18 protein-coding genes (1 of these 18 cut by a window edge) are annotated in these 21,818 nt (G+C 54.2%); 12 read left to right on the forward strand and 6 right to left on the reverse strand.

The window, feature by feature from the left end:
- Positions 1-2,009, reverse strand: partial view of a PAS domain S-box protein gene (locus HG66A1_RS03735; protein WP_145180916.1) — the 5' portion only. 1,540 nt of this gene lie to the left of the window's left edge; 2,009 of the gene's 3,549 nt are visible here — the first part of the coding sequence; its start codon is at positions 2,007-2,009; its stop codon lies beyond the left edge, outside the window.
- Positions 2,010-2,021: 12 nt separating this feature from the next.
- Positions 2,022-3,221 (reverse strand): PP2C family protein-serine/threonine phosphatase, encoded by a 1,200-nt coding sequence (locus HG66A1_RS03740; protein ID WP_145180917.1) that lies wholly within the window; start codon positions 3,219-3,221, stop codon positions 2,022-2,024.
- A gap of 394 nt (positions 3,222-3,615) precedes the next feature.
- Here HG66A1_RS03740 and HG66A1_RS03745 point away from each other — a divergent pair, with 394 nt between their 5' ends.
- The 3 genes from HG66A1_RS03745 to HG66A1_RS03755 all read left to right on the forward strand — a co-directional run bounded on the left by HG66A1_RS03745 (position 3,616) and on the right by HG66A1_RS03755 (position 6,092).
- Positions 3,616-3,960: a hypothetical protein gene (locus HG66A1_RS03745; protein WP_145180918.1), complete on the forward strand. Its 345-nt coding sequence runs from the start codon at positions 3,616-3,618 to the stop codon at positions 3,958-3,960.
- A 47-nt stretch (positions 3,961-4,007) separates the two neighbouring features.
- A complete protein-coding gene (locus tag HG66A1_RS03750) occupies positions 4,008-4,673 on the forward strand; it encodes a hypothetical protein (RefSeq protein WP_145180919.1) in 666 nt (221 codons plus the stop codon).
- 93 nt (positions 4,674-4,766) lie between these two features.
- A complete protein-coding gene (locus HG66A1_RS03755; protein ID WP_145180920.1) occupies positions 4,767-6,092 on the forward strand; it encodes a Gfo/Idh/MocA family protein in 1,326 nt (441 codons plus the stop codon).
- 40 nt (positions 6,093-6,132) lie between these two features.
- Here the strand turns inward: HG66A1_RS03755 and HG66A1_RS03760 are convergent, their stop codons facing one another.
- The gene (locus tag HG66A1_RS03760; protein WP_145180921.1) at positions 6,133-6,312 is read right to left on the reverse strand and encodes a hypothetical protein; all 180 of its coding nucleotides are present in this window, start codon (positions 6,310-6,312) and stop codon (positions 6,133-6,135) included.
- 215 nt (positions 6,313-6,527) lie between these two features.
- Between HG66A1_RS03760 and HG66A1_RS03765 the strand changes: the two genes are divergently transcribed.
- The 4 genes from HG66A1_RS03765 to HG66A1_RS03780 all read left to right on the forward strand — a co-directional run bounded on the left by HG66A1_RS03765 (position 6,528) and on the right by HG66A1_RS03780 (position 9,590).
- On the forward strand, positions 6,528-6,845 hold the full coding sequence (locus HG66A1_RS03765; RefSeq protein WP_145180922.1) for a hypothetical protein: 318 nt from the start codon (positions 6,528-6,530) through the stop codon (positions 6,843-6,845).
- Between the two features lie 37 nt (positions 6,846-6,882).
- The gene (locus tag HG66A1_RS03770) at positions 6,883-7,380 is read left to right on the forward strand and encodes a hypothetical protein (protein ID WP_145180923.1); all 498 of its coding nucleotides are present in this window, start codon (positions 6,883-6,885) and stop codon (positions 7,378-7,380) included.
- A gap of 126 nt (positions 7,381-7,506) precedes the next feature.
- Positions 7,507-8,103, forward strand: coding sequence for a 3'-5' exonuclease (locus HG66A1_RS03775; protein ID WP_145180924.1), 597 nt, complete (start codon positions 7,507-7,509; stop codon positions 8,101-8,103).
- 470 nt (positions 8,104-8,573) lie between these two features.
- Complete coding sequence (locus HG66A1_RS03780; RefSeq protein ID WP_145180925.1) at positions 8,574-9,590, forward strand: DUF1559 domain-containing protein; 1,017 nt, start codon at positions 8,574-8,576, stop codon at positions 9,588-9,590.
- A 3-nt stretch (positions 9,591-9,593) separates the two neighbouring features.
- Here HG66A1_RS03780 and epmA read toward each other — a convergent pair whose 3' ends face one another.
- Genes epmA through HG66A1_RS03795 form a run of 3 tightly spaced genes read right to left on the reverse strand, consistent with a single transcriptional unit; the run spans position 9,594 to position 15,340 of the window.
- Positions 9,594-10,652 (reverse strand): EF-P lysine aminoacylase EpmA, encoded by a 1,059-nt coding sequence (gene epmA, locus HG66A1_RS03785; RefSeq protein WP_145180926.1) that lies wholly within the window; start codon positions 10,650-10,652, stop codon positions 9,594-9,596.
- 39 nt (positions 10,653-10,691) lie between these two features.
- Positions 10,692-11,150 carry a DUF1499 domain-containing protein gene (locus HG66A1_RS03790; RefSeq protein ID WP_145180927.1) on the reverse strand — a complete coding sequence of 153 codons (459 nt, stop codon included), beginning with the start codon at positions 11,148-11,150 and terminating at the stop codon, positions 10,692-10,694.
- 44 nt (positions 11,151-11,194) lie between these two features.
- Positions 11,195-15,340 (reverse strand): hypothetical protein, encoded by a 4,146-nt coding sequence (locus HG66A1_RS03795; RefSeq protein ID WP_145180928.1) that lies wholly within the window; start codon positions 15,338-15,340, stop codon positions 11,195-11,197.
- Between the two features lie 430 nt (positions 15,341-15,770).
- On the opposite strand from HG66A1_RS03795, the gene HG66A1_RS03800 reads away from it, so the two are divergent.
- From HG66A1_RS03800 to HG66A1_RS03820, 5 genes are all read left to right on the forward strand, one after another.
- Positions 15,771-16,910: a hypothetical protein gene (locus tag HG66A1_RS03800; RefSeq protein WP_145180929.1), complete on the forward strand. Its 1,140-nt coding sequence runs from the start codon at positions 15,771-15,773 to the stop codon at positions 16,908-16,910.
- Positions 16,910-18,475 (forward strand): hypothetical protein, encoded by a 1,566-nt coding sequence (locus tag HG66A1_RS03805; RefSeq protein WP_145180930.1) that lies wholly within the window; start codon positions 16,910-16,912, stop codon positions 18,473-18,475. The genes HG66A1_RS03800 and HG66A1_RS03805 overlap by 1 nt, the downstream gene beginning before the upstream one ends.
- Before the next feature lie 179 nt (positions 18,476-18,654).
- Positions 18,655-20,004, forward strand: a complete 1,350-nt coding sequence (locus tag HG66A1_RS03810) for an MFS transporter (protein WP_145180931.1) — start codon at positions 18,655-18,657, stop codon at positions 20,002-20,004.
- Positions 20,005-20,091: 87 nt separating this feature from the next.
- Positions 20,092-20,703 (forward strand): pyridoxamine 5'-phosphate oxidase family protein, encoded by a 612-nt coding sequence (locus HG66A1_RS03815; protein ID WP_145180932.1) that lies wholly within the window; start codon positions 20,092-20,094, stop codon positions 20,701-20,703.
- Between the two features lie 52 nt (positions 20,704-20,755).
- Positions 20,756-21,817, forward strand: a complete 1,062-nt coding sequence (locus HG66A1_RS03820; RefSeq protein ID WP_145180933.1) for a DUF1559 domain-containing protein — start codon at positions 20,756-20,758, stop codon at positions 21,815-21,817.
- Position 21,818: the final 1 nt, after the last annotated feature.

Here is a 21,818-nt window from a genome sequence, read left to right on the forward strand (position 1 = left end):
TTTTCTTCATTCGCCTGCTCGGCGGCCAGCCGGGCCCGCTGCAGAGTTTCGTCAATCTGTTTATGCACGGTCATGTCGAACAGGCTGATCAGCACCAGTTGCTCATCGTCGATTTCCACGGGAATCAGCCGGACTTCCAGGGGAATGAGCTTCCCATCCTGACAGACGCCGTTCACTTCCTGGGGCTCATAGAGTAATCTCGCCCGCGGATGATTCAGCAGTTCGCGCAGGTTCTGAATTTCCACGTCCCCCGAGTGCTGGGAGAACAGGTTTTCCAGTGTCATACCGATCAACACATCCAGGTGGTAACCAAACATCTGGAACGCGGCCCAGTTGGCCAGCTGGATCGTGCCCGCGGGGTTCACCAGCAGAATCGGGTTCGGCGTCGCTTCCACTACGAGCCGAAAGCGTTCTTCAGCCCGTTTGATGTCGGTAATATCGTGTGCGATACCGAAGGTCCCAATGACTTTCCCTTTGCGGTTCCGCAGCGGGATTTTTGTGGTCAGCATGGTGAGGTTCTTCCCGTTGGGCCCCTCCAGGCTCTCTTCCCGACGCAACATCTCGATTCCATTCTGCATCAGATCCCGTTCCTGCACCAGACGTTTCCGAGCATAGTCGGCGGGGAAGAAATCGAAGTTGGAGAGCCCCTCCATCTCTTTGGGATTCTCAATCCCCAGTCGCCGTGAGAGTGCCGCACTGACGCGCAGGAACCGGCCATCGGTATCTTTAAACATGATCTCATCGGGCAGATACGTGAGCAGGGTTTCCAGCAGAAACTGTTCGTATTCAAGTGCTGCTTCGGCCAGCTTCTGATCGTGAATATCAGTGATCGACCCCGCCATTCGCACAGCGCGTCCCCGCTCATCCCAGATCGCCTGCCCGCGGGCACGGAACCAGCGGTAAGCCCCATTTTTCAACTGGAGACGATATTCCACGTCATACGGTGTGCGCCGTTCAATGTGTCTGTTGAGGGCGGCTTTGGTCGGGGTGAGATCATCGGGATGCAGACGATATTCAAATTCGAAAAAGTCGTCGCCCATTTCCTCTTCTTTGAGTCCCAGTAGTTCCTTGAAGCGAGTTGCGTAATAGACCTTATTGGTCAGCAGATCCCAGTCCCACAGTCCATCGGTGGATCCCGCAACGGCCAGCTTGAACCGCTCTTCTTTGGCCTCCAGTTCCCGGGTACGCCGGGCAACGGTCTGATCCAGCCGCTCATTGGAGGTCCGCAGACGCCGGTTGAGATCGATCAGTTGCTGCTCCGTGGCGTGGTACGCCCGCAGTGCAAACGCGAGGGCAGCGATGTACGCACTGATCCTCAGGAAATGCCACCACCACCAGGCCATATCCCACAGTGCCGACATTTCGAACAGAATCCCCGCTGCCCCCAGCAACATCGTATGCACGGCAAACAGCCACGATTCATGCTGCGCTGTTTTATGGAACCGCACAATGAAAAACAGGCCCGCGATCAGAAATCCCACGCCGCCACAAATATTGAGCGCCCGCGCCAGCGGAGTAAAGTTGCCCTCACTAATCATCGACGGGAGTTGAGTGGGGAACACGCAGGCATGCAGTCCCAGCAGGCAGCTGGTCAGCAGGATCAGCCAGATCAGTGCCTGGGAGAGCCGGCCCGAAAGCGGGGCATAACTGATCCAGACAGTGGCGAAGATTACCCCTCCCGCAAGGGTGGCGACGCTGTGCAGCCAGACAAAGGCATTGCCCGGTTCCACAGCCGCATGAAATGTATCGAGCACGCCCATCGTAATCAGGGCACTGGCCATCGATAGATAGCAGACCGCTTCCTGCTTACGGCGGGATTCCACCATCAGGATCCCGGCAATCGCGACCGCCATCAGTCCGCCCGATGTTTCCAGCAGCGAATGTACGGGCAGGTGGGCGAAGCGGGTGTCTGGATAAAACAGGAGTACGATGGCACTGCCGACCGTCGGCATGACGAGTGAGAGCAGCACTCCCAGCAGGGCCCACCAGAGAGTCGGTTTACCTGACATGCCTTTGTCTTTCTACTCGACCATCTTGATTAACAGGATGGTAATATCGTCCTCGCTTCTCAGTGATCCCGAGAAACGGTAAATCGCTTTTAGAATCTGTTTTACAATTTCTTTGCCCGGTTTCTCTCGATGCTGGTGGATGACTTCGCACACCCGTTCGATGCCAAATAACTCCCCATCATCCGAGCGGCACTCATACAGGCCATCGGTCACTACGAGCAGGATTTCGCCAATCTTTAACTGCAGTTTGCCATCCGTTCCATATTGGTAATCGTGCAGCAGTCCCAGGGCCGGACCGTTGTAATCGGGCATGCTTCTGATTCCCTCGGTATTGATGACCCAGAAGGGATGCCCCGCCGAACAGTATTCCAGCGTCCGTTCCAGGGGATCGTAACGTCCGTAACAGAGAGTCACGAACTGCCCCTCCAGTGTCACCTCACTTACCGCACGATTGGCAAAGGTCAGAATCTCACCCGGATCCTGCAGAATGTGGGAGCAAGTTCGGAGTACACGGCGGGTATCGACCATGATCAGCGAAGGCGCGAAGCCGTGGCTGCTGACATCCGCAATGGTCAGACCCCAGATGGAATTGAGTTTGTCTTCTTCGCTCATCAGGTGCGCGGGTTGCCAGAGATCATGATTGTTTTTCGCCTGGCGGCTGATCGGAATCACGTCAAAAAAATCCCCGCCAGTCCAGTTAGCGGGGATGTAAGCACTTGCCATGTCGACGCCGGCGATTTCCGGCAATGTCTGAGGCAGCAGATGCCTTTGAATTTCCCGGGCATATTCCAGATCGCGGTCCATCGCGATCATGTTCATTTCCATTTCCAGGCGGTGCCTGCGTTCGATGGCATAGCGGATAGATCGCTGCAGCACACAGCTGCTTGCTTCGGATTTGAAAACGTAATCCTGTGCGCCCAGCGAGACCGCTTTGATGGCCAGTTCCTGATCGTTGCGTCCGCTCAAGATCACAATCGGAATGTGTGCGAAACGCTGATGCAAAAATTGAAACGTATGCAACCCCATGGAGTCGGGCAGCGTGAGATCGAGTACGATCACATCCACGCGCGCGGCAGTCTTGAGCCAGTTTACCGCTTCTTCCAGAGAACCAACATGTGTGAGAGCTTCATAGCCGATCTTCTGTAAGCGAGATGTGATCAGCCTGGCATCCAGGATGTTATCTTCGACAAGCAGTAATGAGGTATTTTGCATAATGGCCACGCTGAATATGCAGAATGGCAGGAATGAATATTCCCTCCTTGTATTCCTGCCACTGAATTAGTTACCTCAGGCCCATGTCTTTCAGGTCGAACGTTAAACCGCGCGCAGATCTGTGATTGGTACGCAGTCCGTAATATTTAAGTTTGCTTATGTCTCCTGAAGTTAGCAAGATGAATCTATCGATTCCGTAACAGTTTTAAAAACTGCAACGAAAACCCTTATTCAGCTGCTTGCATGTGCAGGAATTCTGTTCTTCAAATTCCATCTCTTGAGGAGGGTTTTCTCTATTGTCTATTCGATCAGGTTCCCCGAAAAACATACCAGCTTTTCTGAACCTGTGACGGGCGGAGATTGTCAGTAAACTGACAGAAGGAGTCGTTTCAGAATGGCATTGAACCGCAAACACAGCCGCCGCATCGTGGTGGACAAAGAGACGTACCGATTTAAAGTCTCGACAACAAGCATCGACAAAGACGGGAATTATCGCCTGAATGTAACCGTGCAGCGCGAGGCAGAAGGCGCCCGACTGGATGTACGCGGTCTGATGACACGCGATTTCTGGCTGGATATTTCGGATCCGGGAGACAAGGACCCTGCGGACTATCCTGTCATCACGCCGAAGCACGTCCGCTTCATCATCGAGCAGGCCCGACAGCAGGGCTGGCAGGCACTGGAACCGGGGCCGACGTTTGTACTCGAACTCGAAAATCAAATGCTGTTCTCTTTCTGAAACCATCATCTGTGACTTTGTCAGGCAGCAGCCGGGAATTTGCGGCGTTGAATCACGAACTCAGGAATCTGTATCACGATCTCATCGGTGAGCAACAGGGATTCCAGAAAGCGGATCCCGCTGATATTCAATACCTGTTGGACGAGATCAACGCCGACCCGCAGCTCGGCCGGGCCGAGCGCGCTTTCCTGCGGGGCTATCTGAATTACCACTTTCGCGAAGTCATGCAGCCGCTCGACCGCGAAGCAGAATTCCGGACCGCAGTCGCACTGGCCCCCGACGATCACCAGTCCAATCTGCATCTGGGTTATGAAACCTTTGATGTCGGCAAATACGCGACTGCCCTGACGCAGTTTCAGAAGATCGATCTGACACTCCATTTCCTCTGTTCACAGATCAAAATCAGGGAACTGATCGTCAGCTGCCACCTGCATCTCCAGCAGTTCGAGGCGGCAGAGAGCCTCTTGTTTCCCCTGCTTGAACTCTCAGCTGAAGTCGATGACGCAGATTATGCACTCCCTACCGAACTGCTGCGGGCATTGGCACAATGGCACGCCGAATTCCATGCCGCGATTGGAGAGACCGCCTGGCAACGCCTGGTCGAACTGCTGTCTCTGGTGATAAAGAGACACGATCTGAACCGCCTGTTCCAGGATGAGCTCAGCCAGATTATGCAGGATGACTTATCCTCGCTGCCGGAGCTATTTGACTGAGGGAGGCTCCTGTTCTGGACATCCCGCGGAGACTCTGTCATGCTGAATACAACAGATAAGCTGTCACAGTTGTGAACTCGGGAGACGAAAGAAATGAGTCAACAGTCCGGGGATGTCCCCGTTGATCAGGATAGTCCGGTAACACGCAGAACGTTCATCCAGCAGGCCGGCACGGCGACGGCCGCCGGGTTGGCTGCCGCACCTTATGTCTGGGCTGGGGGAAATGAGCAGTCAGAAACACTCCGCGTCGGTCTGATTGGCTGTGGATCCCGCGGCTCCGGGGCGGCCGTCAATGCCATGCAGGCCGATCCGAATTCAAAACTCGTGGCTATGGCGGATGTCTTCGAAGATAAACTCAAAGCGAGTGCCGACCGGATCAAAAAAACGATTGGCAAGCAGTACGCTGTAAAACCGGATCAGCAATTCATCGGCTTCGACGCGTATGAAAAACTGTTACAGACCGACGTCGATGTCGTGTTGCTGACCACGCCGCCGCACTTCCGCCCGCTGCATTTAAAGCAGGCCATCGCCGCCGGGAAACATGTTTTCGCGGAAAAGCCGGTCGCCGTCGACGCGCCCGGCGTCCGTTCCGTGATGGAAACCTGTCGAGTCGCTCGTCAGAAAAAGTTGTCTATCATGTCTGGTCTGATGCTCCGCTACAGCAAAGCCATGCAGGAAACGATGAAGCGGATCCATGAAGGGCAGCTCGGCAAGATCGTGACGCTGCAGACGAATTACAACATCAATGGGCTCTGGTCACATCCCCGCAAACCTGAATGGAGCGACATGGAATGGCAGATGCGCAACTGGTATTACTTTACCTGGCTTTCGGGGGGACAACTGGTGGAACAGCACGTGCATGGACTCGACCTGATGTCCTGGGCGATGCAGAATGAATATCCTGTCAAATGTTTCGGGCTGGGCGGTCGGCAGTCGCGGGTCGATCCCCTGTATGGTCACATCTTCGATCATCACGCCATCTGTTATGAATACAGCGGCGGCGAACGCTGCTTTGCTTACTGTCGCCAGCAGGACGGCACCGACATCGACACGTCCCAGCTGATTTACGGATCAAAGGGAACCGCCGATCTGAATCGTAATACGCTCAGCGGTGCCAAGACCTGGCGTTACAGCCGGGCGCGCGGCAGTGCCAGGGGCGGCGTGCAGGACCTGCCCTATGTGCAGGAACACGCAGCCCTGTTTGAGAGCATTCGCACCGGGAACCCCATCTGCAACGGCGAGTACGCCGCGAAAAGTTCGCTGATGGCCATCATGGGACGCATGGCCTCCTATACCGGAAAAAATGTGACCTGGGAAGAAGCCTGGAACTCTCAGGAAGACCTGACACCTGCCGAATATGCCTTTGGTCCTCTGAAAGTACCTCCCGTCGCCCAGCCCGGTAAAACTCAATTCATTTAAATGAATTGGGTTGATGACTTCTGTGATTTTTGCCCGGAATTCATTCTCCATCCGGTCCGGTTTCGTTTTCTGCGGACGCCTCTGCTGCGGTATCCCCGACGATGAGGTGTTTCATCTCTTCAATTTCCTGTTGTAACTTTCGGAGCCGCCGAAGTTGTTCGCCCATCAGTTTGAGCAGACCTAAGAGCGCGAAAAATACAAACAGCTGGAAGAAAAACATAGAAGTTCCTGTCGAGAAAGTGGTTGATCCTGATAAGAAGCCTGTTTCAGGGAACGCCAAACAGGCCGCAAGGATCAAAATGAGTCGGAAATTGGGCAAATTTCTTTTTTGCGTGTGATGTTTTTTATCGCTTTACGCCTCATTCACTATAGGACCGGATTCCCTCTAAAACGGGGGGGCGGTAAACGTTAAATCAGTGATTTGAGGGACCTGTTATGGACCAGCTTGCGCGGCAGCAGAAATACTTTAACAGGTCGTTTCTGGTGGCACTGTTTCATTTTGTGCTGAATCCTGTGTTACTTTTTTTCGGGATCTGTGCGGCGGGAGCAGGGCATGGTGACAGTCGGCTTTGGTATCTGGCGCTGGTTTCCTGTCTGCTCTTCAATCTGACACTGCTGAGCACCGTCGTCACCAGCTACCCACTCCGCAAACTCGACGTTGAGCGAGCTTTTACCTTTTACGTGTTCCTGTTTTTCTGCCTGGCATACGGGGCGCTTTCGTTCTGGGTGGTCTTGCATCCGGAACGCATCTGAACGCAGCACTCCATAGCCTCCTGGAAAAGGAACTGAGATGAATCTCACGCAACAGATGCCGACATTTACCCGCTGGTATCGAACAGCCAGGCAACGCCTGATCGAACTGCCTCGCACACCTTACGTTCTGTTTCTGCTGGCTTACACGTTGGCGTCGATAATCTTCCCTCTCTTAATGATGGTGGTTGGTTGTCCGCTATTCTTTGTTGAAACCATGCCTCTCTGGTTGCCGGTGCTGTCGGGAAATGTGGCGATCCTGTTTTGGAGCAGGAAACACAAACACTTTCGGCCGTCTGTCCTGATGCGATTGCTGATCATGGCCCTGGTTATGGAAGGGTTCTTTCTGATCATGCGATACTATAATCCTCAGCAGAGACCCGAGTATGCCACAATGGAAGAGGTTTTCTTCATGACCGTGTACGGCATCCATTGCGTGCTGCTCTTGATTATGGAACCGGGGCTCCGCAGTTTAATCCGCGGTAAAAGTATCATTCGTCCGGTCGTCGATCCGGGGGATTACACAAGACCGTTCTAAAGGCGTTCCGCGATTGAGGAGCTTTGCCTTTACACCAGGCAAATTCCATTTATAATCCAGCAGAACAATTCAAGAATAAAAAACACACTGAGAAGCGATGCAGGACTTCTCAAAGAAAGGAACAACATGCATCAACTGCCTGACGCCGTGAGTGCGTCTGCTCATTTCCTGGTCATCGATCTGGAAGCGACCTGTTGCAATCAGAAAACGGTGCCTCGCCACGAGATGGAAATTATCGAAATCGGGGCCGTGATGGTGGCCCGAGAATCGCTCCAGACCGTCTCCGAATTCCAGACCTTTATTCAACCGGTCCGGCATCCCCGGCTCACTCCCTTCTGTACCGAACTGACCTCGATCACTCAGAACCATGTCTCTACCGCCGTCCGTTTCCCTCAAGCTCTGGACGCGCTGATCAACTGGAGCAGGGAGTACGAACCGTTCCTGTTCTGCTCGTGGGGCGACTATGACAAATCACAGTTTCAGCAGGACTGCCGATACCACGGTCGAGAGTATCCTTTTGGGAAAGAGCATCTCAATCTGAAAAAGCAGTTCTCCCTGACCCAGGGTTATCCGCGAAAATTCGGAATGACGCGCGCCCTGAAGCTGACGGGCCTGCCCCTGGAAGGAACCCATCATCGCGGAATCGACGATGCCCGTAACATGGTCCGCATGCTGCCCTGGATTGTGGGGGATCTTAAAGTCGCTGACGCAGCGAATTCCTGATACCACAGACAGGAAACAGGAAAAACTCAAGAAACACCGAGTTTTTTTCATTTTTGCGCAGATCTTTACGTAAGAATGATGGTTGATTTCTAAACCAGCAGACGCGGAATGTACGCCATGCGGAGCTCCCGGGAGGCTCACTGACACTGTATTAAATCGGTAGCCAACCCGTTCAAAACTACGTTAAGCATCAATAGGTTAGCTGACTTATCTGCATCAAGTTCCATAAAATTAATGGGAAAAAGAAGTCGCTATTTGCGTTTGTTTTCCGGCTGGTTTAAAATAAACTGTTCATCGGTATCTTTTATGCTGCACGCGGTCGATTGGGAATTGACTTCTGCATTGCGCAGGTGGAAGATATCAGGATAGAAAAGCGTACTGGAGACCAGGCAACAACCCTTTTCGAGTTACAGAATCCCGTCAAACTGCATCGGGCTGGGATCATGTTCAACATTTACAGGGAGTGATCGATGCGCGAACTCGTTTCAGATTCCAAACATTCATCCCGCAAGGGGTTTACGCTGATTGAGCTGCTCGTCGTGATGGCAATCATTGCGATCCTGGCTGCCATGCTGCTGCCTGCGATTCAACGGGCCCGCGAGGCGGCACGTCGTACACAGTGCATCAACAATCTGAAACAGGTCGCCCTGGCCACAATGAACTATGAAAGTTCGTTTCGCTCGTTCCCTTCCGGCTGGATTGAAGCGATGCCCGTCGATTCGAATGGAAATCAGCTGCCTGGTCCAGCAAATGCCAATGTGGCTTTCGCCGAAAATGTGGTAATTCCAGTCGATACTCATACTACGGATTCCAACGGTAATAAAGTGCCCGTGACCCAGTGGAGCCTGACCGAATGGGAGCTCTCCCCCTGGTGGGGCTGGCAGGCTCTGATCCTGTCCGATATGAATGCTACGACAGTGAATATCGATTATAATCTTGGCAAATTCGAACAAGACAGCAAAGTGGCGAGCACGGTTCCCATTGAAAGTTACATCTGTCCCAGTGCTTCCCTCCCCTCGAATCGTCCCCGGGACCTGGGGTATTGCAACTATCGTGGTGTCGGTGGACTGCTGACCGGCTATTCTACGGTCGATCCCTTTAGTGCCCAGTTTCGGGGTGGTGTTTTCGGTCCGAATAGCGCGACCAAAGTACGCGATATGCAGGATGGCGAATCCAATACGCTGCTCTTCGGCGAAGCGGCCTTTGGCTTCTGGGCGGACAGCCATAGCTCCGTCTCGGGAGCCGTCTTCGACCCCAACGCCGATCCCAGTACCAATCCGCCCATTTTCCACGAAGGGACCAACTTTGACGGTCCACCCCATATGAGCCAGACAATCCACCTCACCTTTGGATCGTGGCATGATGACGTCGTTCACTTCGCACTCGCTGATGGCTCTGCCCGCGGGATGGCGAAAAATATCGATGCCCGGGTGTTCCTGGCGCTCTGTACCCGGAATGGAAACGAACGTGTTACCGCCGAATGGTAAGCTTCAGGCACGGTCAAACGGAAACGCAATCACTTCCTGCAGTCTCCGTTTGCCCAGCGCCAGCATGATCAGCCGGTCGAGTCCCAGCGCGGTTCCCGCGCAGGCGGGCAGGCCGGCTTCCATTGCCTGTAACAGATAACTCTCCCCTGGCAGTGTCAGACGCTGTTCCTGTTGACGCAGTTCTGACTGTTTCTGAATACGTGCTCGCAGTTCTTCCGCATCAGTCAGTTCGTGATAGCCATTACAGATTTCGACTCCCTGTAGATAGAGTTCGAACCGTTCTGATACTGCATGTGGTGACTCCTCATCGGCGGGATGAATCCTGGCCAGGGCAGATTGCTCGGGAGGGTAATCGTAAACAAAGACAGCGCCCCTGCGTTTCAACTCTGGTTCGACCAGTTCTACCAGTAGCAGGTTCTGCCAGCTTAAACGGTCAGTGGCATCGAACCCTCCGGGCACAGAAATCTGTTTTGATTCTGCAACCCGGGCAAATTCCTCAGCAGATGAACTCAAAGCAGACAGCCCGGCAAACTGCTGAAAAGCGGCTTCATAGCTCAGCCGGGGGAATGCCTCGCTGGGCAGTGGTGGTCGCTTACTCTGATCCGAAATATCAGCAGCCGTCTGATAAATGGCGCGAACGAGAGTCTCCACAAAGGTCATCTGCTCCTGATGCGTCTCTCCCTGTCGATACCATTCCAGCATACTGAATTCGGGGTTATGCATCTCGCCCCGCTCGGCCTGTCGGAAGGCATGCGTGATCTGGTAGATCCGGTCTGCCCCCGCGGTCAACAGCCGCTTCATGGCAAATTCGGGTGAGGTCTGCAGGTAGCGGATTGCAGCACCCCGGTTGGCAGCAGGCTCTGCAGTTCCTTCTTCAGCACGCCACTCACTGGTGAAGGGGTCGATATAGGCATCTACAACAGTGTCCCGAGAGAGCAGAGGCGTTTCGACTTCCCAGTATTCGCGCGCGTGGAAGAATTCCCGTATCGTTTGCAGTAACACACTTCGTTGTTGCAGAGTTTCCAGTGCAGCGGTCGGTAAATAATCGGGGAACTCTGTCACAGCGGGCCTCAGATGGCAGGTGCCTGGTTTCGAATCTGGTTAAAGTGCGGTCGCCGCGAACTTCTGGCGAATCGTCTCTATTCGCTCGCGGTTGGTCCCAAGGTCGGAATAACCGATGCGTGATGCGGATCGCACCTGGATCACATTCTGACCTGGTTCGATCAGGAACTCAACGTCATCGACAAACCGTAGCCAGCGTGTACGAAATTCCGCCCGTAGATAGTTCTCGTCTCCCGTCACAATCTGACAGCCGGGAAATTCAGCCAGGACTGACAGCAGTCGCTCACGCGCCTGAGTCGGGGAATCGGTAAACTCCAGGGGGGCGATTTCATGCAATTTTGAGGAGTCGCAGGAACAGACGCAGTTCGGAGATTCCGGGCAGGGGCTGAGTTTACCATCATTAACTCCCAGGTTGTCAGGTGGGGAAGTCAGGGAATTCACCCCTACGATGCCGAGCCAGACGGCAATGAAAAAAGAGACGCACCAGAACAAAATCATGTATCTAATACGCCTCCTGTTTCGTGTTGTCTTGTGGGGACTGGTTATGGTTCTGCATCCGTTTCAAAATCAGGCTGATCCTGCAATTCATGATCCACATTGGCCTGGGGAGTTCTCCGCTTACGGCGGGCATTTTCCAGCAGTTGTGCTTCCAGTGATTGTAGTTCTTCCTCATCTGCTGACAATGCTTCTTCGTCAGCAGAAAATGAATTACTCTGTTCCAGAGTATCTGGCTCATCCTGAAAATCCACGAGCTCCGTAGCCGCCGCAGGTTCTGTGGCTGTTTGCGGATCGACTTGTGCCTCCTCGGCGCTGGACTCGAGATTCGACTTATCGGGGAACAATTGCTTTACCTGCAGCAAACCACGCAGGAACTGAGCTGACGAGGTGATACTGACAGCCAGCGCTGCCCATTTGATGATCCCCAGTGTGTTGGCTCCCCAGATCGACTCTGCGAAAATGATCAGGGTCGTCAGCACACAGACGCTGGTCAGAATTCCTTTGAACAGCAGATCTGTTTTCTGATGCTTCATCGAATGCCGGGCGATCGCCATGCGGGCCGAATAGTTGGCCACATCACGGAATGAGTTCATCGCATCACGAACCGCATCGCGGTCCTGAGCGTGCGTGGGAGCCTGGTTCAGCGTCGCCAGTTTTTCTTCCATCGACAGCTGGGGAGCGGTGGCTTGGTGGTCCAGCTTCATACCTGCTTCCGGTTGATGCGTCGCGCCAGCCGGCTTTGCTGGTCCGGATGGTTTCTGACTCGGTTGTGAACCAGGAGACTTGGAGCGTGATCGCTCCAGCAGTTTTTCCATGTAGGCTGCAATCGAGTTTTCTTCCTCTTCTGCATGCGGAGCAGGAGAGGTTTCGGCTGCAGTCGACTCATAAGCAGACTGAGTTTCTGCTGACTCAGTATGCTCCATGTCCGGAGTGGCGTGGTCTTCAGGAGTGACTTCCGGTTCTGCAGGAGTCTCGCGCGAGAACATGCTCAGCAGCCGGCTTGTCTGCAGTGTCACACCCTCTTCCGGTTTTGATTCTGGTTCAGAAACTGGTTCCGGCTCGGGTGTCTCATCCGGCTGACTCAAGAATGATTCCAGCAGAGAACCGGTCGCTTGAGGTGCTTCTGTTTCAGACGGGGCTGTTTGAGCGGAGTCTGTTTCCGTCAACTCTGCTGATTCAGGATCTGCGACGGTATGATCATCCATCCCGCCGGCAGGGAGTCCCACTTCCGCCATCAGGCTCTCGCGTTCATTCAACTGTTGCTCCCGCAGTTCGACGATATGTTCCCGATCGTCCAGTTGCCCGCGATCTTTCTCGATCTGGATCTGCTGTGATTCCAGATCATCCCGCTGACGGCTGATCTCGTCGCGATCAATCTCCAACTGATCACGATCTAACATTAACTGTTCCCGCTCTGTGGCCAGTTGAGCGATCGTCGACTGTTCTTCATCGTACGCTTGCTGATTGTCAGTCAGTTCCTGTTCGCGTGCCGCGAGCTCTGCTTCCCGGTCCGCCAGTTGCCGTTCCCGCTCATTCAGCTGTTCTTCGTGTTCTCTGAGTTCAGCCTGGGCCTGCTGTAACCGGCTTTGATCCGCCTGCAATGCTTCCTGGGCCGCCTTCAGCTGTTGCTGATCCTGAGTGAGCGATTCCTGCTCGGTTTCCCGCTGTTCAAGTTCGGCTTCGCGTTCTGCCAGTTGTCGCTCTTGCGCACTCAACTGTTCCTGTTGTTCTTCGAGTTCCGTCTGAGCTTCCAGCAACCGGGTTTCACCTGCCTGTAATGTTTCCCGGGCAGCCTTTAACTGTTCCTGGCTCTGAGTGAGTTCTTCCAGTTCGGTTTCCCGTTCTGTGAGCTCTGCTGCACGCTGTTCCAGATCAGATCGCAGCTGTTCCAGTTCGTCACGCTCAACCGCCAGTTTCTCCGCAACCGTCGTATCCACGACATCGCTGGCAGGCACACTCTCTGGTTGCTCAGCGCGTTGCTTCTGCTCGCTGATCAGTTTTGCCAGTTCCTGTTCCTGCTCTGCAATGCGAGCTTCCCGTTCTGCTAACGCCTGCTCGCGTGTTTCTAATTCCCCCTGATCCGGCAAGCCGGATTTGGCACGTTCCAGTTCAGTTCGAGCTTCGTCGAGTTCGGTACGTTCTGTATCCAGCGCTACCCGCGACTGGGCGAGTTCGGCTTGTGTATTCTCTAATTCTGTCTGTGCGGTTTCCAGGGAAGACTGCTGCGATTCCAGGCTGGTCTGTAGTTGTGCAAGTTCCTGCTGCCGTGCTTCCAGTTCAGACTCACGCTCAGACAATTCGAATTTCTGACGCTCGATTTCATCCTGTTGCTGATCCAGGGTAGATTGTGCCTGCTGTAATTTCTCTCGCTCCACTTCCAACTCTTCACGGTCCCGAACGATCGCGGCCCGTTCTTCCTCGCTGGAGCTTTGAGTCGTCTCCAGTTCGTTTTGTTTCAGCTCAACCGCAGATTGTTTCGATTCCAGCTCCGTCTTTGATTGATTCAGTTCTGTTTCGCGGTCGGTCAGCAGTTGTTCCTGTGTCGTCAGCTTTTGCTGCAACTGGTCGAGTTCTTCACTTCTCTGTGTGAGTTCGGTACGCTGATCATCCAGCTCAGCGCGAGCTCCTTCCAGCTCGCGTTGTTCCTGTTCCAGTTCGGTACGGGCATTATTCCACTCGAGTTTTTCGTTTTCGAATTCACTCTGCTTTGCTTTCAGCTGTTCCGTCTGTGTGGCCAGCTCTGCCTGCTGCGTTTCGAGTTGAGCCCGCTCTGCTGACAGTTCCTCAACCTGAGACTCCAGAGCCGCCTGTCGCTGCTCGAGTTCTGACTGCTGGGCCGTCAGTTCTTCCTGCTGCCGGGAGAGTTCGGTTTGCAACTCTTCCAGAGCCGCTGATTTCTGATCGAAGGCTTCACGTTGTGACAGTAATTCCTGTTGCTGCTGCGTGCAGGCCTCTGTATCTGCTTCCACTCGAGACTGCTGCGCTGCTAATTCCTGCCGCGCGGTTTCCAGGGATACCCGCTCCTGTTGCAGTTTTTCCCGTTCTGTTTCCAGCTCCTGTTGCAGGGCGCTCCGGTCAGCTGCGTTCTGCTGGGCGACATCGAGGTTCTGCTGCTGCTCTGTCAGGGTCTGTTGTTTCGAATCCAGTTCCAGCTGGCGCTGTTCCAGGTCTTCAGCCCGGGTATTCAACTGGTTGTGCTGTTCTGCCAGTTCCTGTTCCCAGTTTCTGAGGGCACGCTCAATCTCGATGATGGCGGCAGTCGAGTGCTGTTGGGCAGACTGATCTGCTTCCAGCCAGGCACGTTCGGTTTCCTGTTCTGAACGATCGGCGGCCTGCGTCTGTTCCAGATCAATCCAGGCTGCGACCAGGGCGCGCTGTTCCGCAGTGATATTGTTTCGTTCGGCTTGCAGATTCTGTTGCAGACGCTGTAATCGTTGGTGCTGATCTTCCAGTTGTCGCTGACCGACGATGATCTGCTGCTGTTCTTCAGCCACATCGTCTTTGAGAAGTTCCAGCTGCTGCAGTTTCTGATCCAGTTCCAGGATCGCTGCATCAAAAGAACGGATTGAGTCCTCCTGTTCTGCAGAGCGTGTCCCCGGTTGGGGCGGAGCAGGGGGCTGCAGGGTGAAGCGTTCCTGCAACTGTTCCAGTTCCGCTTCCTGTGCCTGCATTTCCTGCTGCAGGGCAACCTGTTCCTGTTCGATCTGTTTCAGGAGTTGCTGACGTTCTTCGAGCTGTTTCTGGAACGCGGCCAGGGCACGCAGTTCTTCCGGGATCTCAATCTGGGTACGGGTAGCAGCCGGCGCATTAACGGGCGCTGACTTTTTTTCTGGCTGTGCGGCGGGAGGCACTTCTTCGATTGATTCGACCTCGAACTTCACTGGGCCAATGAGAAGCTTCATGCCCTGCGTCAAAGTCAGTCGTCGAATGGGGCGTTCGTTAACCCACAGTCGGTAATCGATGGCTTCGATCGTCGCGTCAAAATCGGTGATTGTCAGCCGACAGTGTTCCGGAGCAATTCCCGGTACTTCCAGCCGGACCGCGCATTCCTCCCCTGAACCGATCAGATATTCACCGGTGGTTAGCTTGAGTGGAGCAATGCGATGAGTTAATGGCACGAGGCAGACTTCGAGCCCTGATGTGCTCGTCTGCTGCCCTGACTGAGAGGCTGTGGATGAGGTCGTTAACATCCTGCTACTCCAAAAAAACGCGTGACTGGTACGGCGGGGAACATAGCTGTCGCAGTAACCAGAGAGTTCCAATATGACGATGATTCAAAAAAGAAACATACAATTTCTACTGGCATATACCTCAGAAACAGAGGTCGGTCAAACTTTGGCACCTGCACAAATGGAGGGATTTCTCTGAAATAAAAGTGTCAGGTAACTCGGCGCGAAAATGACGATTGTAGGTATTCTCAGCCCGCTGGTTTTTGTCTGTATTTCCGGAATTTCAGACAAAAATGGACGTGAAACCACTCTCTTCTACAGAGTCCTGTGACATCGGCAGCCGGGATGTCTATAATGGTTACGACTGTTTCAATTCTGATTCGCACTCTCCATTCCATGACGGCGACACGGCAGGTTCCTGAGGGCCTGTCTCGCAAATGGTACCGGTTATATGGCACACTGGCTGAAAAATCCGTCGAAGGCAAAGCGTCGCGAAGAAGATATACCGGAGCCGTATGAGATCGTCTGCGTCTGTGGCGTGAGCCTTTCCGGGTATCGACGCAAGGCCCCCTACAGGCATACCTGTCAGCAGTGCGGCGAAAGCTATTTTATTCTGCCCCGTAACACTTATCCCCCGCTTCAGTCCCGGAAGAAAAAGAAGAAGATTCCGACCCAGCAGCGGATTACGGAATACGTTTTGAATTCCCCGCTGGTGACACGTCTGCGGGAGAAACGCCAGCAGAAACAGGTGACCCGTAAAGGGCAGGCTGCAGACAACGGTCAGCCCGCTCAGGCCGAGCTCTCACCCTTTGAGCTGCCACCCCCGCGTACCCGACTGATCACACCGTTTCGGGCGATCCTGGCGGGGATCGTGTTGATCATTGGAGTCACCTGTTACGGCATCTGGCACAGCCGTCAGATTGAGAAAGCTGAGGTCACGCTTAAAACCGCATCCGAAGCCGGGCAGCAACTGCTGGAAGAGGGAGATCTGGTCGGGGCGAACAGTGCATATCAACAGGCGTCAGAAGCCGTGGATATACTGGGCAGGCATGACCGTCAGGCATTCGACGTGCAGCAGACCGCGCGGGAACTGGAAGCTCTGAACCGCCAGGCGGGGGCTCCGCTGTTTGACATCGCAGAAGAAGCGGTCACTCAGATCAAGGAACAGGATCTCAAAGGCTGGCAGTCCCTGTTTGACATTCGTTATGAAGGCAGCTGGCTCCTGTTTGAAACTACGCTCTCTCCCGTCTCCTCAGGTAAAGCGGAAGCAGGACCTCGCTACCGGCTCAATTTTCCGGTGATGCTGGATGAATACACGTTGAATCTGGATCTGGCTGATCCGTCATTTCGCGAGTATGTCGAAAGGCACCCCGGTGAGCCGCTGATTTTTGCCGCGCAGATGAAGGCCTTTGAACAGGATCAGAATCAGCCTGCGTCTGGAGTGATTCTGCTCGACGGCAAAACCGCATTTCTCTGGTCACATCTGAATCTGTATGAGCAACTGGGCATTCCCTTCGATGAATATCACGACCGGGGCCATGTCGAAAAGCTGCTCAAGCAACAAACTCTATTTCTGGAGCGTGCCCTGTGATGCAACGCCTGATACACACCTGCTGTCTGTCTATGCTCTGCCTGTCGTTGCTCGGCACGGGTGATGTCTTCGCCGCCGACCGCAGTATCCAGAACTTTGTGAGTCAGCGCGAACAATGGAATAAACTGCTGGGCGTGACGCAGACGCTGGAAGGACGCGTTTCAACGTACAACTCGCTGTCGATGCGGTTCCGTAACTGTCCCATCCCCTTCTACTTTGCCGGTAAAGTGCCCCGGCTGGATGACAGTTTTCAGAACGTGGAAGTGACCGGTCAACTGGCCCGCGAGAACGGACGGCTGCTGTTTAAGATTACATCGCTCAAAAAATTACCAGGCGACCTGGAGCATTTCGTTACCGAACAATCCAAAATCGATTTGAGTGATCCCCGCGACTGGTATGAACTCGCCAAATGGGGACAGCAGCGGGCTGAGTTTTATAACGACGAGGAACTCAAACAGAAAGCACTCAATGCATTTCGCCGAGGCGTCGAAGCCGAATACAGCCAGCTGCGAATCAAGCAGCCGGAGAACCTGATGAAACTGGCTGAGAAGGCAGAGGAGTTCAAACTGGATCCCCGGCTGGCAGAGGCCTATCGGCACGAAGCCCTGGTCCTCGAATGGGAACAGTTGAAAAAACAGAAAGGTTCCAATGCGGATCCCGTCCGTGCGCAGCTGATCAAACTGTTTCCCAAAAGTATTACCCCGCTCAAAGTTGATCAGCCAGCCGAACGCAAACGCTATCTCGCAGATCAGGTGGCCGAATTTCAAAAAGCAAACCCGGAGCAGCGGCAGCGGATGATTCGCTGGTTCTATTCACAGATCGTGCTCGATCAGATTCTCAAGGGACTCGCCGAAGGGGGAAGTAACGGCTTCAAAATCGCCGCAGATATCAAAAAACAGCTGCCCGAACGACCTGACCTCGCCAGACAGTATGAGCAGATGCAGCTCAGCTTTGACTTCCATCGGATTGACGAACTCCCCCGGCAGTACGTTCTGGACCTGGCGAAAGAATACCAGCAGCGCGGTGATCAGACCAAAGCGAAACAGACTCTGGAAAACTGGGTGGAAGCCCGTCGGAAGAAACTTGAGCCCGGCGATGCGGATGGCCGCGTGAGTGTGGCCCGCGACCTGATGGAGCTGACGGGGAACAGGCCCGGGGCAGTTAAACTTCTGCTGCAGGCCTGGGAACTGAATCCCAAATCGACGGAAACCGCAACCATGCTGGGACGGCTGGGGTATATGCTGCATGAAGATAAATGGCTCGATCCCCAGGAAGTCAAGGAGTTTCGCGACGACCCGATTCGTAAGGCGATTCGCAACGGGACCGTAGTCGCCGGCATGAACCGGGATCAGGTTAAGAAAGCACTGGGAGCGCCAACACAGGTGGGCCGCAGTATTTCCGGCGGGGCGATCAACGAGCTCTGGATCTATGGTGAAGCCGGGAACCAGGGATTGATCATTCAGCTCTCCCGCAAGCAGCGGGCAGACGAATTCAAAGTCATCCGTATCAAAAACGCCGCCGCGGCAGCCGGTGGGATAACGCCCGAAACATCAACGGTTGAGTAAGCGAATGCACACGCTTTGCTGCAGACTGAAATGCGCATGGGTGATTGTGAAAATCCTTTGAGAATCCCGGCTTTCATTGAATCAACATTGTAAGAAACCGTTGCAGACACTATGGTTTAGCTGCTTTGAACCCGGGTCCGGGTTGTCTGAATGCTCCCCCTTTACAAGGACTGTAACTGGTGACCGAAACGGAATCGACGTCTCAAACAGAACTGCCATCCCTGTATCATGATTCCTCGTTCTGGGGGATGACGGTCACGCAGTTCTGGGGCGCCTTCAATGACAATCTCTATAAACAGCTGGTGTTGCTGTTCTGCGCGCAACAGGCGCTGCAGGGGGCGAAAGATCAGCAGGACATCGCACTGGGAGTCTTCGCGCTCCCCTTCGTCTTCTTCTCAGGACTAGGGGGCTGGTACGCCGATCGACACACAAAACGAACGATTGTCATCGCCTGTAAGGTTGCTGAGATCATCATTGCGCTGCTGGCGATGGCGGCCTTCTTCACCGGTCAACTGCTGCCTCTGCTGGTCGTTCTCGGTCTGCTCAGTACCCAGAGTGCGATCTTTGGACCTGCCAAGTATGGGATCCTGCCGGAAATGCTCCGCAGCGATGATCTGCCTCAGGCTAACGGTGTGATTCAGATGACAACATTCGTCGCCATCATCTTCGGCATGGCTTCCGCGGGCTTCGTAAAGCAGGCCTTCCCCGATGCACTCTGGAAAACCAGTTATTTCTGTATCGCGATTGCCGTGATCGGCACGATCTCTGCCTTCTGGGTTCGCCGCACACCGGTGGCGCATCCGGGGCTCCCCTTTCGCTGGTCGACGCTGGGTATAAACCCCGAGACGCGAACTTTACTATTACAGGATCGGCGCCTGTTGTCTGTACTGCTGATTTCATCGGTCTTCTGGTTCGTGGGGGGCATCGTGCAGCCCCTGGTGAATATCTTCGGGATTGGACAACTGCATTTAAGTGAAAGTCGTACCAGCTTGATGGCGGCCTGTATGGGTGTTGGGATTTCGCTGGGATGTGTCGCTGCGGGACGTGTTTCGCATAAACGGGTGAATTTCAAACTGGTCACTGTCGGCGCCTGGGGGCTGGTCCTCTGCCTGGCGCTCATGTCGGGGATCGGCTGGTGGGGGCCTGGAGACGGACTGGAAACCGTCAAACAAACTGATGCTTCGCTCTGGGAAGCCTTCATTCCCCTCAACGCCGCCGAGTGGATGTCGCGGACGGTATTGACCCTCGTCGGTTTCTTCGCCGGTCTCTTTATTGTCCCGCTCCAGGTGGAACTGCAGACCCGTCCCCCCAAATCGCAGAAGGGCCGTATGATCGGTACAATGAATCTGATCAACTGGGTGGGCATCGTGCTCTCCGCGGTCTTCTTCGGTCTCTTTACCATGGTCTGTAACAAGCTGAACTGGCCTATGAGTCATGTCTTCCTCGTACTGGCCCTGGTGATCCTGCCTGTTGCGCTGTTTTATCATCCCCGGGATGAAGCTTTATCCCACGATGCCCCTGGAACCTGATAACTTTTGCTTGACCAGCGTCGTTCAGCGCCCACAATTGAATGAGACGCGACATCCTTGCAGCCGATCCTTCAGGACAGAACACCCATGACCAGGCAATTTGATTTTAATCCGGCCAAAGTCCATACGATTCTCAACGAGACCTGGCGGCACCTGAACTACGCGGTCGAAACGGAAACGCATCCCTGGCGGCTGGGCACACTGGCCACGATTTCAGACAATCGTCCCCGCGTGCGTACCGTGGTCCTGAGAGCCGTGGAAATCGAGCAGCGACAGGTGATCTGCTACACCGATCAGCGTTCAGACAAGGTCCAGGAGCTTGAGGATAATCCCTGGATTGAGTGGGTGGCCTATGATCCGGTCACGCGGGTGCAGATCCGTCTGCGCGGCCGGGCTGAAGTGCATACCCAAAATGATCAGGCTGCCCGGCACTGGGAGGCCAGCAGTCCCGAGCACCGTCGCGGTTATATCACCGTTTCTGCTCCGGGAACGCAGGCCGAAACCGCTTCGCCCAATCTGCCCGACTACCTGTTTGACCGGCTGCCCAATGATGAAGAGGCCCAACTGGGTTACGAAAATTTCGCGGTAATCGTCTGCCAGATTGAACACATCGACTGGCTGGAACTCCGCCGCAACGGCCATCTCGCCGCCCGGTTCCTCTGGACCGACAAATGGGAAGGCCACTGGAAATATGCGTGACAGGATGTTTTAAAACGAAAAATTCCCATCTACCTGATGGAAGGAGTCGGCGATGTCCAGACAGCTCTGGAGAGATCTGGCAGTGATGATGGGGATCTTCCTGCTGCTCATCGCACTGCTTATCCCAGCCATACATCGCTCCCGCACGGCAGCCCGCATGTCGTCAGCGAAAAACAATCTCAAGCAGATCGGGCTGGCACTGCACAATTACCATGACACATTTGGTTGTTTTCCTCCCGGCGGTGTGATTCGCGAAAACGGAACCGCCATGCATGGCTGGATGACGTTTATCATGCCGTTCCTCGATGCAAGTCCCTATTATAACATGCTCAATTTTAATTACCCTTGGGACAGTCCGGAGAATAACCGGGTCTTTGAGGTCAAATACCCTGTTTATCAGATTCCGGGCAGAGACATGGGGCTGACGAGCGGCGGATATGAGCTTACCTATTATATGGGGAATCCAAATCTTCTGTCGCGAAACCGTTCCGTGACACTGAGAGAAATCAATACAGGCAGTTCTCATAACTGGTTTGCAGGGGAAGCCGCCGGAAACTTTCAGCCCTGGGGCTATCCTTTCAACTGGCGTCCGCTGGGAACAAAACTCTGTGATGGACCGGACAGTTTTGGCCTGCTTTCCTGGGACGGCACTCATCTCCTGCTGGTGGATGGCAGCGTGCATTATTTTTCTACTGAGACTGCTCCTGAAATTTTGCAGGCACTCGCAGACGCACCACCGATCGCCACCCATGCTCAGACTGCGGTTCCTGAACGCACCTTTGTTATCGGCGATTATGAGTGGGAGCGAATCGACCTGCAGTCCGATCCACAGGGCGAATATCAATATATCGTCAAAGTCTTGCGAAGCCCTGCTGGCATGCCATTGAAAATGAGCGTCTGCTCTAGATACATCGTGAGACCGGGAGACGAACCCGAGTATAAGGGAAAGGGGGCTGTGTTTCTGTTCCTGGCACATATTGGCCCGCAGACAGAGATAGCCTCCACACTCAAAGAGACGTCTCTCAAGGAAGAAACCACTCCCAAACAGTGGGCAGCGAACATGAACCTGTTAAAATCCATTCAGCAACAACTGCCACAAACTGATGCACAATAAA

The organism is Gimesia chilikensis, assembly GCF_007744075.1.
In the GTDB taxonomy this organism is placed as follows: Bacteria; Planctomycetota; Planctomycetia; order Planctomycetales; family Planctomycetaceae; genus Gimesia; species Gimesia chilikensis_A.